This window comes from Spiribacter pallidus, from assembly GCF_040838495.1.
In the GTDB taxonomy this organism is placed as follows: domain Bacteria; phylum Pseudomonadota; class Gammaproteobacteria; order Nitrococcales; family Nitrococcaceae; genus Spiribacter; species Spiribacter pallidus.
In genome coordinates, this window is the sequence record NZ_JBAKFM010000003.1 from 84,245 (window position 1) to 99,371 (window position 15,127).

Sequence of the window (15,127 nt, forward strand, 5' to 3'; positions counted from 1 at the left end):
CCATGCAGCAATACCAGACGCTCCTCGGCCATGTCCGTCACCACGGCGTGGAGAAATCCGATCGCACCGGCACCGGGACGCTTTCCATCTTTGGCTGGCAGATGCGCTTTGATCTGGCCGATGGCTTTCCGGTGGTGACCACCAAAAAGCTCCACCTGCGATCGATCATCCACGAGCTGCTGTGGTTTCTGGCCGGCGAGAGCAACATCCGCTATCTCAAGGAAAACGGGGTGCGGATTTGGGATGAGTGGGCCGATGAAAACGGCGATCTGGGCCCGATCTACGGGGTGCAGTGGCGCTCGTGGCCGGCGCCGGATGGCCGCGCCATCGACCAGATCCGCCAGGTGGTCGAGCAGATCAAGACCCACCCCGACTCGCGCCGGCATATCGTCACCGCCTGGAACCCGGCCGAGATCGATCGCATGGGGCTGCCGCCGTGTCATTGCCTGTTCCAGTTCTATGTGGCGAACGGGCGGCTTTCGTGTCAGCTCTATCAGCGAAGCGCGGATATCTTTTTGGGCGTGCCCTTTAACATCGCCTCGTACGCGCTTTTAACGCATATGGTCGCCCAAGTGACCGGCCTCGAGCCCGGGGAATTCGTCCACACCTTTGGTGATGCGCATCTGTATCTCAACCACCTCGAACAGGCCGATCGGCAGCTTGCCCGCGAACCCTTGCCGCTGCCGCGGCTAAAGCTCAACCCAGAGGTGGACAGCCTGTTTGATTTCCGCTTTGAGGACATCGAGCTGGTGGGCTACGAAGCGCATCCGCATATCCCCGCGCCGGTGGCGGTTTAGCCCGTCACCGGGCCACCAACCAGGAGCCCGCTCATGACCGAGACCGCCAACCACTCGCCCCGGATTGTCATGGTGGTGGCCATGGCCATGAACCGGGTCATTGGCCGGGACAATGACCTGCCCTGGCGTCTGCCGGATGACATGCGGCATTTCGTGGCGCTGACCCGGGGCAAGCCGATCATCATGGGCCGCAAGAACTTCCGCTCCATTGGCCGGCCCCTGCCCAACCGGCGCAACATCGTCATGACCCGCGACCCGGACTGGCACCACGAGGGCTGCGAGGTAGCCGGCGGGGTGGACCAGGCCCTCAAGATGGTGGCGGATGCCGACGAGGTGGCCATCATCGGGGGCGCGGATATCTACGCGGCCTTTCTGCCCATGGCCCATCGCCTGGAACTGACCCGGGTTCATGCCGAACCCACCGGGGATGTGTTTTTTCCGCCATTCGAGGGGCCGGCGTGGCGCTGCACCCAGACCACCCACCACCCGGCGGATGCCGAACACGCCTACGCCATGGATTTCGAGACTTGGGAGCGGGTCGATCACTGACCGCGCGCCGGCGCCCGCTTCACCCAGTTCGAACCCGCATAACCCACGATATGCACGAAAACCGTCTGTGACGGATCATCGACCGTAAACGCAACCACCGCTTTCCGGCCCGCGGGAATGGCCCGAAGCCCCGGAGCAATCTCATCACGTAGGCTGCCTTTGTGGGGGGTATCCGCAAGACCTAGGACGGCGCTTTCGATCTCCGCCAGGCGACGCTTCGCGGCTTCCGGCCCGGCATAATCGGTAATCATCTCTGCGATGGATTGGAGATCTTCGGCGACTGCAGGGTGCAGTCGGATCCGGTAGGTCATTCTGAAACGGCGCTAGCGGTCGTCTTTTTTTGCAGCAGCAAATACATCTGCGGGATCAACATACTCGTCAGAGGGTGTCTGCAAGCGCGCCCGGACCGTCTCTGCCACGAAGTCGAGCCACAAGGCCCGCTCCTCTTCATCACGCATCATTTGCTCAAGGGCGGCTGCCACAGCGGCACTTTGCGAGGCAAAGACCCCCTCACCCACTTTTTCGCTTAAAAAGCGGTGGTGACGCTCGGTAAAGCTAAGGGTCGTTTTATAAGTCATGCCGCACCTCCCGGTATGACTTAGTAGTCTGCCCGGGTCTCAACGACGTCGCAATACCGACACAAGGTCTTCCCACTCGCCGTGACGAGATCACCTAGCGCTTCATCGCCTGGAAGAACTCGTTATTGGTCTTGGTGTCCTTGAGCTTGTCGAGCAAAAACTCGATAGCGGCAAGCTCATCCATGGGGTGCAGGAGCTTGCGCAGGATCCAGACCTTCTGGAGCTCGTCCGGGGTCATCAAAAGCTCTTCGCGCCGGGTGCCGGAGCGATTGATGTTGATGGCCGGGTAGATGCGCTTCTCGGCGATGCGGCGGTCCAGGTGGACCTCCATGTTGCCGGTGCCCTTGAACTCCTCGTAGATCACATCATCCATGCGCGAGCCGGTCTCGATCAGCGAGGTGGCGATGATGCTCAGGCTCCCGCCCTCCTCGATGTTCCGGGCCGCACCGAAGAAACGCTTGGGCCGGTGCAGGGCGTTGGCGTCGACACCCCCGGTGAGGACCTTGCCCGAGCTGGGCACCACCGTGTTGTAGGCCCGCGCCAGCCTCGTGATGGAATCAAGCATGATCACCACATCGCGCTTGTGCTCGACCAGGCGCTTGGCCTTTTCGATGACCATCTCGGCGACCTGCACGTGGCGGTTCGCCGGCTCGTCAAAGGTCGAGGACACCACCTCGCCGCGCACGGTGCGCTCCATCTCGGTAACTTCCTCGGGCCGCTCGTCGATGAGCAGGACGATGACGTAGGCCTCGGGGTTGTTGGCGGTGATGGACTGGGCGATGTTCTGCAGCAGCATCGTCTTGCCGGCCTTGGGCGGCGAGACGATGAGCGCGCGCTGGCCCTTGCCGATGGGCGCGGAGAGGTCGATCACCCGGGCGGTGAGATCTTCGGTGGAGCCGTTGCCCCGCTCGAGCACCAGCCGTTCTTTGGGGAACAGCGGGGTGAGGTTTTCGAAAAGCACCTTGTGCTTGGCCGCCTCGGGCTTTTCGAAGTTGATCTCATCGACCTTGAGCAGGGCGAAATAGCGCTCGCTGTCCTTGGGCGGGCGGATCTTGCCCGAGATGGTATCGCCGGTGCGCAGCGAAAAGCGCCGGATCTGGCTGGGCGAGACGTAGATATCGTCGGGCCCGGCCATGTAAGAGCTGGTGGTCGAGCGCAGAAAGCCGAAGCCGTCCTGGAGGATCTCGAGTACGCCATCGCCCCAGATATCCTCGCCGTTTTTGGCATGGGCCTTGAGCAGCGCAAAGATGACCTCTTGCTTGCGCGAGCGGGCCATGTTCTCAATGCCAAAGGACTGGGCGAGTTCGACGAGTTCAGCAGCGGGTTTTTGTTTGAGTTCGGTGAGATTCATCGCTGGTTCCAGGCCGCCCGGCGGGCGACCGTGACACGGGTGGATAGGGCCCTGTCGCTACAGATTGCTGTCGATAAAGGCAGAGAGCTGGGCCTTGGACAGGGCGCCAACCTTGGTGGCCTCGACATTGCCGTTCTTGAACAGCATCAGGGTCGGGATACCGCGAATGCCGTACTTGGGCGGCGTCTCGGGGTTTTCATCTATGTTGAGCTTGGCGATCTTGATCTTGCCGTCGTAACCGGCGGCCACCTCTTCGAGGATGGGCGCGATCATCTTGCACGGCCCACACCACTCGGCCCAGTAGTCAACCAGCACGGGGGCGTCGGATTGCAGGACCTCGGTCTCGAAATCGGCATCGGAGACATGGACGATGTTGTCGCTCACGGAACAACCCTCCAGGGGAAACAAGCTTGTGAGTGTCGGGGGTGGAGTGCCCGCCTTGGCTGCGGCGCTATGGCTGAAATCATGACGGGGGAATCCGCCCCTTAGGGCGCGATGTGCGGACGATAGCCCCCTGGCCCGGGCATGTCAACTGACCCCCCGCCAAGGTAGGATGATGGGCTGATTGAAAGGCCAAAGGCACACCCAATGTCCGCCACCGCTACACCGAGCCTGCTCGACCCGGCCGTTCAAATCGCCGAGGCCGCCGGCCGCGAGATTCTGTCGATCTATGCCGCCGGCTTCGAGGTCGAGACCAAAACCGACGACTCGCCGCTGACAAGCGCCGACAACGCCGCCCACCGCTTGATCCAGACCCAACTCCAGGCCCTGACCCCGGCCATCCCGGTGCTCTCCGAGGAAGGCGGCATCCCCGCCTTTGCCGAGCGCCGGCAGTGGCCGCGCTACTGGCTGGTGGACCCGCTGGACGGCACCCGTGAGTTCATCAAGCGCAACGGCGAGTTTACCGTCAATATCGCGCTCATCGAGGCGGGCCGGCCGGTGCTGGGGGTGGTGCATGCCCCGGTGCTGAGCCGCACCTACACCGGCATGATCCCCGCCGATGCCCCGGCGGTGGCCGAGCGACAGGACAGCGAGGGGCGGGCGGCGATTGCCACCGCCAGGATCGACGCGGGGCCGCTGCGACTGGTGGTCAGCCGCTCGCACCGCCACCCCCAGGTGGAAGCCCTGCTCGAGCGGCTGCCGGCGTTCGAGACCGTCTCGATGGGCAGCTCGCTGAAGTTCTGTCTGGTGGCCGAGGGGGCGGCGGACTGCTATCCGCGATTCGGGCCCACCTCAGAGTGGGACAGCGCCGCGGCGCAGTGCGTGGTCGAGGCGGCCGGCGGCAAGGTCATGAGCCCGGACGGGACGGCGCTTTGCTATAACACCCAGGATTCGATCCTCAACCCCAACTTTGTGGTGGTGGGCGACCCGCAATGGCGCTGGATGGACTACCTCGAAGGCCTGCCAGTGGAGCGACGCTGAGCCCGGCTCAGCGCATTAGCACATACTCGCCCGGGGCATCGGCGAAGGGCGCGTAGCCGGCCCCGGGCGCGCCCATGGCCGGCGGGTCGACGGGCTCGCCGCTGAGATCGGCCAGCCATTGCTGCCAGGCCGGCCACCACGAGCCCGGCTCGGCGACCACCTCGCGCTCGAAACGCTCGGCCGGGCAGGTCGGATCATCCGGGCTGAAATGGGCCAGCTGGTATTCCCGACGCGGATGGCCGGGCTCGCTGACCACCCCGGCGTTGTGGCCCCCGGCGCTCAGGGCAAAGGTCACATCGGTTCGCGCCAGGCGCACGATCTTGTAGACCGACCGCCAGGGGGCGATGTGATCGCGCCGCGTTGCCAGTGAGAAGATCGGCACATCGATATCGCCCACCGACACCGGCCGGCCGTCGATGTCGTATCGCCCCTCGACCAGGTCGTTGTGCAGGAAAAGATCGCGCAGATAGTCACTGTGCATGCGATAGGGCAGCCGGGTGGCGTCGGCGTTCCAGGCCATGAGGTCGAACATGGCCTCGCGCTCGCCCATGAGGTAGTGCCGAATGTGACGCGACCAGATCAGATCCTGCGAGCGCAGCAAGTGAAAGGCGCCGGCCATCTCGTCACGACCCAGATAGCCCCGGGCCCACATCACGTCTTCGAGAAACGAGACCTGGGACTCGTCGATGAAAAGCTCGAGTTCGCCCGGCTCGGTAAAATCAGTCTGGGTGGCCAAAAGCGACAGGCTGGCCAGCCGCTCGTCCCGGTCGCGGCCCATCGCCGCGGCGGCGAGCGTGAGCAGCGTCCCGCCCAGGCAGTAACCCACACCGTGGACCCGCTGGCCGGGGCAGACCGCGTTGACCGCCCGCAGGGCCGCCTCGACCCCCAGGCGGCGGTAATCGGCCATCCCCATCTCGCGGTCGCGGGCATCCGGGTTTTTCCACGAGACCATGAACACCGTATGGCCCTGGTTGACCAGGTATTCCACCAGCGAGCGCCTCGGCCGCAGATCAAGGATGTAGTACTTCATGATCCAGGCCGGGACGATCAACACCGGCTCGGGGTGGACGGCGCCGGTGGCCGGCTCGTACTGAATCAGCTCCATCAGCGCGTTGCGATGGATCACCCGGCCCGGGGTGGTGGCGAGATCCTCGCCCACGCGGAATGCCCCGGTGGGGTGTTCATCGCCGCCGGCCAGGGTCTGCTGGGCATCTTCCAGCCAGTTGGAAGCGCCCCGCAGCAGGTTCCAGCCGCCATCCTCGGCGGTGCGATGCAGGACCTCGGGGTTGGTGGGCAGAAAGTTGGACGGCGAGGCGATATCCAGCATCTGCCGGACACTGAAATTGACCACCTCTTCGTGGTGGGGATCGACCCCGGGGACCCCGGTGGTGGCCACATGCCACCACTGCTGCTGGAGCAAAAACCCCTGGTGGAGCAGCGAAAACGGCCACTGCTGCCAGGCCGGATCCTCGAAGCGATCATCATTGGCGAGCGGCTCGATGCAGCGGCCCCCGGCGTCACCGGCGAGGCAGTGACCGGAGTAGGCGGCAAGCCGCATGGCCTTGCGCATGCCCTTTTCCACCAGCGCCAGCTGACGGCCGGGGTTGAGGGCAAGATGGGCGGTCCAGTCAAAAAAGGCGAGCTGCAGCGCGGTGGGTGACAGCCCGCCGGTCAGGCGCCCGATGCCGGCGTGAAAGAGCCGGTCCCAGGGCACGGGACCGGCGACGTTTTCTTCAAAGGCATGCTCGAGGCGCGTCATGGCGGCTCCGCTCCAACCCGCGATTCCTTTTGGGCTGCGTCGCCCGCGCCTCAGTTCCTCATGCGCTGTAACCGAATCTATCCGCCCTCGCGCAACAGACGCATGGGTGAGGCGCGGTAGTAGCGCCTCGCTCCCAGGCTCCCCGCCGCCCAGACGGTCACCACTCCCACCAGGGCGCCGACAATCAGCGTCAACGGCCGGAACGGGTAATCAAGGCTGAAAAGCACCTCGGCCACCACCGCCCCCGCGGCGGTGGCCGCGCCACCGGCAAGGCCGCCGGCCAGCGCGCCAATGAGCAAAAACTCCAGCCGCGCCATGCCCCGAATACGCCGTCCCGAGGCCCCCAGCGCCCGCAGCAGGGCGCTTTCAAAGCGGCGCTGCTCGCCGGTGATCTGCAACGCCGCCAGCAGCACCAGCACCCCCGCGGCCAGGGTCAACAACGCCATCAACTCGACCACCCGCACCCCCTGGTCGATGATATCCCGCACCAGGCGCAACACGCTGGTGACATCGATGGGGGTGACACTGGGGAAGTCGCGGATCAGCTGGTTCAAAAGCCCGGTCTGGTCATCGGGCAAATAAAAGCTGGTCAGCCAGGTCCGCGGCAGATCATCGAAAGTACCCGGCGAGGCGAGGACAAAGAAATTGACGTTAAAGCTCTCCCAGCGGACCTCGCGCAGGCTGGTGATCGGCGCGGTCACCGACTGCCCCCCGGCGCTGAAGGTCAGGGTATCGCCCAGGCCGACGCCGATCTCCTCGGCAAAGTCGGTCTCCACCGACAGCTGCGGGGCCGGATCCGGCTGCCCGCCCCACCATTGACCGGCGGCGATGCGGTTGTCCGGCTGCAGGGTATCGGTCCATGAGAGATTGAACTCGCGGGTGGCCAGCTGCCGGGCCCGGGGGTCATCGTAGTCGCGGGGGTCCACCGCATCGCCGTTCAACTCGGTCATCCGGGCCCGGACCATGGGGTAGAACACCGTCTCGATGCCGGCATCGGCAAGGGTCTGACGAACCCCGTCCACCTCGTCGGACTGGATATTGATCAAAAACTGGTTAGGAGCATCCGGGGGGATTTCGGCCTGCCAGGCACTGAGCAGATCATTGCGCACCACCGCCAGCAAAAAGAGGCTCATCAACCCGACCCCGACGGCCACGGTCTGGATGATGGCGGTCACCGGTCGGCGGGTGAGCCCGGTGAGCCAGAGCAGCCGGCCGCTGTCGCTGCGCCGCGACCACCGCCGGGCGCCATAGACCAGCGCCGCGGCACCTGCCCCCAGCAGGGCCAGTGTGGCCACCACGGCGGCGAAGACACTGCCTGTCACCCGCCAGTCTCCGGCCTGCCAGGCCATGAGCGCGACGATGATCACCACCGCGGCGAGCAGCGGATAGCCTGCCCGCAGCAGCCCGCCGCCCAGGTCCTGGCGCAGCACCCGCATGGGCGGGGCGTGCCTGAGGCGGACCAGCGTGGGCAGGGCAAAGCCAAGCAATGCGGCGGCGGCGGTCAACCAGCCGGTGGCAAGCGGCTGCCAACCCGGTGCCGGCAGCTGGCCACCCAGAAGATCCGCCACCAGCGCCAGCATGGCGAGATGCAGCCCGTAGCCAAGCGCCGCCCCTAGCGCCCCGGCAAAAAGGCCCAGCCAGACCAGCTTGCCGATGAATAGCACCATGACCCGGCTTCGGGTGGCACCCATCGCCCGCATCACCGCCACGCCGGTGATCTGGCGCTCGGCATAGTGACGGACGGTGAGCAGCACCGCCACCCCGGCGACAATCACCGTCAACACCGCCGCCAGGCCCAGGAAACGCTTCGCCTGGTTGATGATCTCGGCCGTTCCCCGGCCCTGCTCGGCCGGGGTTTCGATTTCGACCTGGTTGCCGAGCGCCTCGGCAATGCCATCGGTATAGGCATTGACCGTCTCGAGCGGGCCGGCCAGCAGCAGCTTGTGTCGCACCCGGCTGCCCGGGCCGAGCAGTTCGGTGGCCGCCAGATCGGCCTGATTGAACATCACCCTTGGGGCCAGGTTGCCAAAGCCCTGGCCGCGGTCCGGTTCAAAGCTCAGGATGGCCGCCACCCGCAGCTCGCGCGCGCCGAGGGTCAGGATCTCCCCAACGGCCAGATCCAAAAGCCCCAGCAGCCGCGACTCGACCCAGGCGGTGCCCGGCGCCGGGCCCTGGGGGGCGCGCTGTTCCGGCCCGCCGGGCTGGCGCTGGATACGCAGCTCGCCGCGCAGCGGGTAACCCGGGCTGACCGCCTTGGCCGAGACCAGCCGATTGGCGCTTTCGGTGAGCACCACCGTGGGGAACACCGCGGTACGGGCGGTCTCGAGGCCCTGGGCCGTGGCGCGCTGGATCCATTCGGCGGGGATCGGCTCGGTGGATTCGACGGCCCGGTCCGCCGCCAGCAGATCCGCGGCCCGGGCCTCGGTGGCCCCGGCCACCCGATCGGCCAGCCAGGCCACACCGGTCACCGCCGCCACGGCAATCACCACCGCCAATGCCAGCAGCCGCAGCTCGCCGCCGCGCCAGTCCCGATAGAGCAGTTTGAGCGCCAGCATCAGCTTGCGTCCTCGACCAGCCGGCCTTCCCGGAGATAGGCCACACGCTGACACCGGCCGGCCACCGCCCGGTCGTGGGTGACCAGCACCAGGGTGGTGCCATGGTCGCGGTTGAGGGCAAAAAGCAGGTCGATGATCTGCTCGCCGGTCTGGTGGTCCAGGTTGCCGGTGGGCTCGTCGGCAAAGAGGATCATGGGCTCGCCCAGAAAGGCCCGGGCCAGGGCCACGCGCTGTTGCTCACCCCCGGAGAGCTGGGCCGGATAGTGGGCGGTGCGATGCGCCAGTCCCACCCGCTCGAGCGCCTCCCGGGCCTGGGTGCGGGCGCGGCTGTCGCCGGCGATCTCGGCCGGCAGCATGACGTTCTCCAGCGCGGTCAGCCCGGGCAACAGGTGAAAGGCCTGAAAGACAAAGCCCACCCGACCGGCCCGCTGTCGGGCCCGGGCATCCTCATCGAGGGCATTGAGATCGGCGCCATCCAGGGTGACACCGCCCCCGGTGGGCAGGTCCAGGCCGGCCAACAGCCCCAGCAGGGTGGATTTGCCCGACCCCGAAGTGCCCAGGATGGCCAGAGAATCGCCGGGTGCGATGCTAAGATCGAGATCTTCGAACAGACTGATGCGACCTTCCGGTGCCTCGAACTGCATGGTCAGGGAACGCGCCTCGAGGACGGCGGTCTGTGGATTTGCCCCATTGGGTTGCGTGGCCATGGCGATGAGACTCCTGATCCTTTTGTTTCTACTGCTTGCAAGCGGTGCCGGCACGGCGGCCGAGACCCGGGTACTGGTCATCGGCGACAGCCTCTCCGCCGCCTACGACATGCCCACCGAGCAGGGCTGGGTCGCGCTGCTGGATGAGCGGCTGGGCGAGCGGGCCGAGGTCATCAACGCCGCCATCAGCGGCGATACCTCGGCCAGTGCCCGGGCGCGGCTGCCCCGAGCCCTCGACGCCCATGCCCCGGATGTGGTCATCATTGCCGTGGGCGGCAACGACGGCCTGCGCGGCATCCCGCTGGCGGCCCTGCGGGGCAACCTCACCGCCATGATCGACCAGGCCCGGGCCGCCGGCGCCCGGGTCCTGATGGCCGGGGTGCGGCTGCCCACCAACTACGGCCCGGCGTTCATCGACCGCTTTCTGGCCACCTTTCAACAGGTGGCCGATGCAACCGGTGTCGCCTTTGTCCCCCGCATCCTCGAGGGCGTGGCCGGCGACCCGGCATTGATGCTCGACGATGGCATTCATCCCAATGCCGATGCCCAGCCCATTATCCTCGACAACATCTGGCAAGCGCTCGCGCCCATGCTTGCCACCCAGCACGCCGGCTGATCAGACCCGCAACGCCGCCGGCAGGCGGATGGCCATGGTCAGCGGCAGATGATCCGAAAGCGGCGCATCGAGCACCCCCACCGACTCCACTGCCAGGTGAGGAGACACCAGAATGTGGTCAATGTTGCGCTGCGGCCGCCAGCTCGGATAGGTGGGCTGGTCGTGGTGGGGCTCGCTCAACCCCGCCTCGGCGCAAAAATAACGCAGCTCCGGGCTGTCGGCGTGGCAGTTCATGTCACCCATGACGATCACATGCTCGGCCTCCGCCACCAGGCCGGCCACGAATGCCAGCTGCCGCAGCCGCGCCCGCTGGCCGAGCGCAAGATGCAACAGCACCACCACCAGTTCGGCGCCGGGCGCGCCCAGATGCAGCACCAGCGCCCCACGGCCCGGCACCGGTCCGGGCAGGCGGTGCTCGGTGACCTGATAGGCGCCAAAGTGGCTGAGCACCCCATTGGCGTGCTGGGCCAGTCGCCCCAGGGGGCGGTTGGTCTGCTGATACCAGTGCGGAAACCCGCCCTGCTCGGCCAGAAACCGGGTCTGCTCGACAAAGCCACTGCGCAGGCTGCCCCCGTCGAGCTCCTGCAGCCCCACCAGGTCGTAGCCGCTCATCAAATCGGCGATCCGCTGGAGGTTGGGCAGCCGCCCGGCGTCGGGCAGCACATGCCGCCAGCCGCGGGTGAAGTACTGGTAGTAAAAACGGGTCTCCATCCCGGCCTGGATGTTGTAGCTCATCAGCCGCAGGCGCGGCGGCAGCCCCGGGCCGGGATCGGCGGCGATGGCGGTCACTTAAGGGGCGTCGCCGGCCTCTTCGACCAAGCCCTCGGCCACCTCGAGCATGCCCTGCTGGCCGCCGGCGGCGCGGACATCGATCAGATAGCGCCCGGCCACGCCCACCGCCGGGGTGCCCCGCACTCCGTAGGCGGCCACCAGCCGCTCGGCGCGGTTGACGCTAGCGCCGACGGCAAAGCCGTTAATGGCCGCCAGCGCATCGGCCTTGGCCACATCGGCCACCTCGGCAAAGAGCGCGGCGACATCCTCGGGACGGCGAAAGCGCCGGCCCTGGTCGTGGATGGCCTCGAACATCGCCCCATGGGTGGTATCCAGAATCCCCAGCGCTTCAGCCGCGTAGTACGCCCTCGAGAGCAGCCGCCAGCTGTCGCGGCCAAAGGTCACCGGGGTGTGGACCACCTCGATGCGCTCGCCCATGCCCTCGGCCCAGCGGCTGAACTGCGGCTCGAAGTCCCGGCAGTGGGGGCAGCCGTACGAGAAGAACTCGCGCACCTCGACGCCCTCGCCGCCGGTGGACTGAGGCACCTCGAGCACGGTGTAGGGCTGGGCCTGGGCCGCGGTGGCGGTGAGCAGCACGGCGGCGAGCATCAGCCACCGCCGGATGGGTTGTGCCATTGGCATGCCTTGTCTCCGTTATCTAGAGCTCGCCATAGGAGTGGAGTCCCGAGAGGAACATGTTGACCCCCAAAAAGGCGAAGGTGGTGACGAAAAGGCCGATGATGGCCCACCAGGCCATGGGCTTGCCGCGCAGTCCCTTGGTAAAGCGCATATGCAGCCAGCCGGCGTAGTTCAGCCACACAATGAGCGCCCAGGTCTCTTTGGGGTCCCACGACCAGTAGGCGCCCCAGGCCTCGGCGGCCCACAGCGCGCCCAGGATGGTGGCGACGGTGAAAAAGGCAAACCCCAGGGCGATGGCCCGGTAGCTGACATCATCGATCTGCTTGAGCGTTGGCAACCGCGCCGCCCACGGACTGTCATCGGCCACCCGGGCGCGGATGAGATAGGCCACCCCCAGCATGGCGGCGATGGCAAAGCAGCCATAGCCGATGAAGTTGGTGGGCACGTGGATTTTCATCCAGTAACTCTGCAGCGCCGGGACCAGGGGCTCGATCTGATAGGCCTGGCGGTCGAAGTGGTACCACAGCAAAAAGCCCACCGACGCGGCGATCACCAGCGAGACAAAAAAGCCCATGGTCCGGGCGCGGTAGGCGCTTTCGTAGTAGAGGTAGATCAGCGCGGTGATCACCCCGAAGAGCACGAACACCTCGTAGAGGTTGCTCACCGGGATATAGCCGATGCCGCCTTCATAGAGATGGGTCTCGTGCCAGCGCACCAGCAGCCCGATCAACCCGGCGCCGGCGGCCAGCCAGGTAAAGCGACTGCCCAGCCGGCCCATGAAGTCGTTGCCGGTGAAAAGCGCCGCCCCGTAGGCCAGGGTCGCTGCCGGGAAAAGCGCGCTCATCCACATGATCGCCGACTGGCTGGAGAGCAGGTATTTCAAAAAGAAATCCGCCTCGGCGGCGGCCAGGTCGGGATAACGACTGATGGCAAAAAGGCTCAGGCCACACACGGCGATCATGTAGCCCCGCGAGGCCGGCCAGTGCCACCCGAGGCCGATCATGGTGGCGGCGGTAAAGGCGGTGATCACCACCTCGTAGCCATTCATGACATCGCCCAGGACAATGTAGGTGCCGGCGGTGGCGGCCACCACCAGCGCCGCCCAGGCCCAGTCCAGCACGCCCAGCCGCTGCCAGAGCGAGGGCTGCCGCATCTGCCGAATCATCTCTTCACGGGAAGCCACCATGCCTGATCCCTCACTGATCCTCGGTTCGGGCCGATCCCGCCTCGGGCCGGCCGATCTGTCCGTCCACCGCGTTGGCGATGGTCTCGAATTCCTGCTCGAAGGCCTCGGGGCTTCGCTGGTTGACCCCGGCCATGATGAGCTCGCTGCCGCCCCCCTCACCGGGCCGGACCATGGCCCAGACCCGGCGCTGCGAGACGTAGAAGAGCATGAAAAGCCCCGCCACCAGCATCGCCGAGCCGGCGTAGACCACGTTCTTGCCCGGTGCCTTGGTGATCTGAAGCCCGGTGGCCTGGCGGTGGTTGAAATGATCGATCTCAAAGATGATGGGCGCGCCGTAATCGGCCACGCCCGAGACCGCATTCACCGCATCCTCGAAAAACGCCTGTTCGTCGGCACCGATCTGTAGCTGATCCGGGCTCACACCGCGGCGGGTCGCGAGCGATTCGCGATAGAGCTCGAAGAGCGTTCGCTGCAGCACCGCCTGCGAGAACTGCCGCAGCATCTCGGGTCGCGAAGCATCGGCGAGGCGCGCTTCGAGCCGGGCGTTGACCGCCCCCAGGCCGGCCTCGACCAGGGTGGCGACCATGTCATCGGTGGTCCCCGCCACGCGGCTTGCCAGATCCGGGTTGGCCACCCCCATCTGGGCGAGCACCGCATCCGCCGCCCGCTGTCCGGCCCGGCGGACCCGGTCGCGCTGGTGGAGGGCCTGATGGAAGGCCATGAAGGTATCCATCGAGGCGTTCTCATCGGCGGGGATATGCAGATAGCGGAAGGGCTGGCTGGCGTCGGTGCGCATGCCGTGGAGGTAGTACCAGCGCTCCTCGACTTCCACCGGGGCCATGTAGGTGTGGAAATCGCGGGCCTGGCCGGCTTCGTCGCGCAGGCTGTAGTTGAACGACGGGCCGACGTTGACAAACTCATCCCGCGCCCCGGTGCGCTCGACCGAGCGCGGATCGCGGTTGACGTTGAATAACTGAAAGTCATTGATCTCGAGTACCCGCTCAACACCGCCGAGCTGCAGCCGCATGTCTTCGAAGACCCGGCCGTCGATGGGCAGCGTCTGGCCCGAGCCATCCAGGATATGGCCGGTGAGATCAAGCTGGGTGCCGCCGTCGGTAAAGCTGGCCTGATAGATGGTATGCCCCCGGTGGGTGAGCGGGTGGTTAACCGAAATGGTCTGCCGGATGGGTTCATCCAGGGCCGGGTCGTGCAACACCAGATCGCTTTCGTAGGACCGCGGCATGCCGTTGGGGTAGTGGTCGATGCGGAAATCCTCGACGACAATCTCAAAGGGCAGTTCCTGGACCACATAGCCATCGCGCAGCTGCAAAAAGACCACGCCGCTGTTGCTCTGCTCGGGGATGGTGACATTGCCGCGGAACGAGCCGCTGCCCACCGGCAGCCAGCTGTCCCCCGGCACCTGCGAGAGGGGCAGATCCCGGGTCTCGACGGCGAGGTTGCCGGTCATCTCGCGGATCTTAAGCCCGATGTTGCCATCGGCAAGCGCCCCCAGGGCGATCACCACCACCGCCACATGGGTGAGCACATACCCCATGCGGGTGGCAGCACCTTTCATGCCGGCGACGATCACCGCATCGCCACGCCGCTCGGTGCGGGTGCGAAAGCCATGCCCCTGGAGTGCGGCAGCGGCGACGTTCTCGGCGTCATCCGGGCCCTCGGCAAGACGCCAGCGGCGCTTTTGCGAAAGCGCCATGAGGGATTGTTCACGCACGTGGGTGCGGTAGCGGGTGATCTCGCGCCACACCGAGGGGATGTGCCGCGAGATGCACACCCCGGTGGAGAGCACCAGAAAGCCCATGATGGCCAGAAACCACCAGGCGGAGTAGACATCGTAGAGGTTGAGCAGCCGGAAGACCTCGAACCAGAACGGCCCGAACTGGATCAGGTACTCGGTATAGGCCTGGTTCTGCGGCAACACCGTGCCGATGACCGAGGCGATGCTCACCACCACCAACAGGGTGATGGCCAGGTTCATCGAGCCGAGAAACTCCAGCCACACCCCCGCCAGCCCGCGGCGCGTCTGGCGGCGCGCCGGGGATTCCGTCTGAGATAGGGTGGCGGCTGTCTGGACCATGGCGCTCGATGTGGTTAAAGGCTGGGCGTGACCAACGTGACTGATCGATTAAATAGACCACAAACCGAGGCGATAATTCTTGCCCGGGATCAACCGGGCGGC

The 15,127-nt window shown here is 66.1% G+C and carries 15 protein-coding genes; 4 read left to right on the forward strand and 11 right to left on the reverse strand.

Going from position 1 to position 15,127, the window contains the following annotated elements; genetic code table 11:
• Window positions 1-2 precede the first annotated feature (2 nt).
• Entirely contained in the window at window positions 3-797 is a 795-nt protein-coding gene (locus V6X73_RS06840) for a thymidylate synthase (protein ID WP_367959250.1), read from the forward strand.
• 33 nt (window positions 798-830) lie between these two features.
• Window positions 831-1,346, forward strand: coding sequence for a dihydrofolate reductase (locus V6X73_RS06845; RefSeq protein WP_367959249.1), 516 nt, complete (start codon window positions 831-833; stop codon window positions 1,344-1,346).
• Here V6X73_RS06845 and V6X73_RS06850 read toward each other — a convergent pair.
• The 4 genes from V6X73_RS06850 to trxA all read right to left on the reverse strand — a co-directional run bounded on the left by V6X73_RS06850 (window position 1,340) and on the right by trxA (window position 3,659).
• Complete coding sequence (locus tag V6X73_RS06850; RefSeq protein ID WP_367959248.1) at window positions 1,340-1,657, reverse strand: type II toxin-antitoxin system RelE/ParE family toxin; 318 nt, start codon at window positions 1,655-1,657, stop codon at window positions 1,340-1,342. The genes V6X73_RS06845 and V6X73_RS06850 overlap by 7 nt on opposite strands.
• Window positions 1,658-1,669: 12 nt before the next feature.
• On the reverse strand, window positions 1,670-1,924 hold the full coding sequence (locus V6X73_RS06855; RefSeq protein WP_367959247.1) for a hypothetical protein: 255 nt from the start codon (window positions 1,922-1,924) through the stop codon (window positions 1,670-1,672).
• Between the two features lie 94 nt (window positions 1,925-2,018).
• A complete protein-coding gene (gene rho, locus V6X73_RS06860; protein ID WP_367959246.1) occupies window positions 2,019-3,275 on the reverse strand; it encodes a transcription termination factor Rho in 1,257 nt (418 codons plus the stop codon).
• Window positions 3,276-3,332: 57 nt separating this feature from the next.
• Window positions 3,333-3,659, reverse strand: a complete 327-nt coding sequence (trxA, locus tag V6X73_RS06865) for a thioredoxin TrxA (protein ID WP_367959245.1) — start codon at window positions 3,657-3,659, stop codon at window positions 3,333-3,335.
• 204 nt (window positions 3,660-3,863) lie between these two features.
• Here trxA and cysQ point away from each other — a divergent pair, with 204 nt between their 5' ends.
• Window positions 3,864-4,697, forward strand: coding sequence for a 3'(2'),5'-bisphosphate nucleotidase CysQ (cysQ, locus tag V6X73_RS06870; protein ID WP_367959244.1), 834 nt, complete (start codon window positions 3,864-3,866; stop codon window positions 4,695-4,697).
• 7 nt (window positions 4,698-4,704) lie between these two features.
• Here cysQ and V6X73_RS06875 read toward each other — a convergent pair whose 3' ends face one another.
• From V6X73_RS06875 to V6X73_RS06885, 3 genes are all read right to left on the reverse strand, one after another.
• Complete coding sequence (locus V6X73_RS06875; protein ID WP_367959243.1) at window positions 4,705-6,456, reverse strand: PHA/PHB synthase family protein; 1,752 nt, start codon at window positions 6,454-6,456, stop codon at window positions 4,705-4,707.
• Window positions 6,457-6,533: 77 nt separating this feature from the next.
• A complete protein-coding gene (locus V6X73_RS06880) occupies window positions 6,534-9,011 on the reverse strand; it encodes an ABC transporter permease (protein WP_367959242.1) in 2,478 nt (825 codons plus the stop codon).
• The gene (locus V6X73_RS06885; RefSeq protein ID WP_367959241.1) at window positions 9,011-9,718 is read right to left on the reverse strand and encodes an ABC transporter ATP-binding protein; all 708 of its coding nucleotides are present in this window, start codon (window positions 9,716-9,718) and stop codon (window positions 9,011-9,013) included. The genes V6X73_RS06880 and V6X73_RS06885 overlap by 1 nt, the downstream gene beginning before the upstream one ends.
• Between V6X73_RS06885 and V6X73_RS06890 the strand changes: the two genes are divergently transcribed.
• Window positions 9,717-10,334 carry an arylesterase gene (locus tag V6X73_RS06890; RefSeq protein WP_367959240.1) on the forward strand — a complete coding sequence of 206 codons (618 nt, stop codon included), beginning with the start codon at window positions 9,717-9,719 and terminating at the stop codon, window positions 10,332-10,334. The genes V6X73_RS06885 and V6X73_RS06890 overlap by 2 nt on opposite strands.
• On the opposite strand, the gene V6X73_RS06895 is transcribed toward V6X73_RS06890, so the two are convergent.
• The 4 genes from V6X73_RS06895 to V6X73_RS06910 are packed head-to-tail and all read right to left on the reverse strand — an operon-like array spanning window position 10,335 to window position 15,025.
• On the reverse strand, window positions 10,335-11,123 hold the full coding sequence (locus V6X73_RS06895; protein WP_367959239.1) for an endonuclease/exonuclease/phosphatase family protein: 789 nt from the start codon (window positions 11,121-11,123) through the stop codon (window positions 10,335-10,337).
• The gene (locus V6X73_RS06900) at window positions 11,124-11,741 is read right to left on the reverse strand and encodes a thiol:disulfide interchange protein DsbA/DsbL (RefSeq protein ID WP_367959238.1); all 618 of its coding nucleotides are present in this window, start codon (window positions 11,739-11,741) and stop codon (window positions 11,124-11,126) included.
• Between the two features lie 22 nt (window positions 11,742-11,763).
• Window positions 11,764-12,930, reverse strand: a complete 1,167-nt coding sequence (ccsB, locus tag V6X73_RS06905) for a c-type cytochrome biogenesis protein CcsB (RefSeq protein WP_367959237.1) — start codon at window positions 12,928-12,930, stop codon at window positions 11,764-11,766.
• Between the two features lie 10 nt (window positions 12,931-12,940).
• Entirely contained in the window at window positions 12,941-15,025 is a 2,085-nt protein-coding gene (locus V6X73_RS06910) for a cytochrome c biogenesis protein ResB (protein ID WP_367959236.1), read from the reverse strand.
• Window positions 15,026-15,127: the final 102 nt, after the last annotated feature.

What these genes read in the sequence shown, in the direction of transcription:
- V6X73_RS06880 (WP_367959242.1), bottom strand. Translation starts at nt 9,011, where the DNA reads ATGCTGGCGCTCAAACTGCTCTATCGGGACTGGCGCGGCGGCGAGCTG.
- V6X73_RS06890 (WP_367959240.1), top strand. Translation starts at nt 9,717, where the DNA reads ATGGCGATGAGACTCCTGATCCTTTTGTTTCTACTGCTTGCAAGCGGT.
- V6X73_RS06885 (WP_367959241.1), bottom strand. Translation starts at nt 9,718, where the DNA reads ATGGCCACGCAACCCAATGGGGCAAATCCACAGACCGCCGTCCTCGAG.
- rho (WP_367959246.1), bottom strand. Translation starts at nt 3,275, where the DNA reads ATGAATCTCACCGAACTCAAACAAAAACCCGCTGCTGAACTCGTCGAA.
- ccsB (WP_367959237.1), bottom strand. Translation starts at nt 12,930, where the DNA reads ATGGTGGCTTCCCGTGAAGAGATGATTCGGCAGATGCGGCAGCCCTCG.
- cysQ (WP_367959244.1), top strand. Translation starts at nt 3,864, where the DNA reads ATGTCCGCCACCGCTACACCGAGCCTGCTCGACCCGGCCGTTCAAATC.
- V6X73_RS06875 (WP_367959243.1), bottom strand. Translation starts at nt 6,456, where the DNA reads ATGACGCGCCTCGAGCATGCCTTTGAAGAAAACGTCGCCGGTCCCGTG.
- V6X73_RS06840 (WP_367959250.1), top strand. Translation starts at nt 3, where the DNA reads ATGCAGCAATACCAGACGCTCCTCGGCCATGTCCGTCACCACGGCGTG.
- V6X73_RS06850 (WP_367959248.1), bottom strand. Translation starts at nt 1,657, where the DNA reads ATGACCTACCGGATCCGACTGCACCCTGCAGTCGCCGAAGATCTCCAA.
- V6X73_RS06900 (WP_367959238.1), bottom strand. Translation starts at nt 11,741, where the DNA reads ATGGCACAACCCATCCGGCGGTGGCTGATGCTCGCCGCCGTGCTGCTC.
- V6X73_RS06855 (WP_367959247.1), bottom strand. Translation starts at nt 1,924, where the DNA reads ATGACTTATAAAACGACCCTTAGCTTTACCGAGCGTCACCACCGCTTT.
- V6X73_RS06910 (WP_367959236.1), bottom strand. Translation starts at nt 15,025, where the DNA reads ATGGTCCAGACAGCCGCCACCCTATCTCAGACGGAATCCCCGGCGCGC.
- V6X73_RS06845 (WP_367959249.1), top strand. Translation starts at nt 831, where the DNA reads ATGACCGAGACCGCCAACCACTCGCCCCGGATTGTCATGGTGGTGGCC.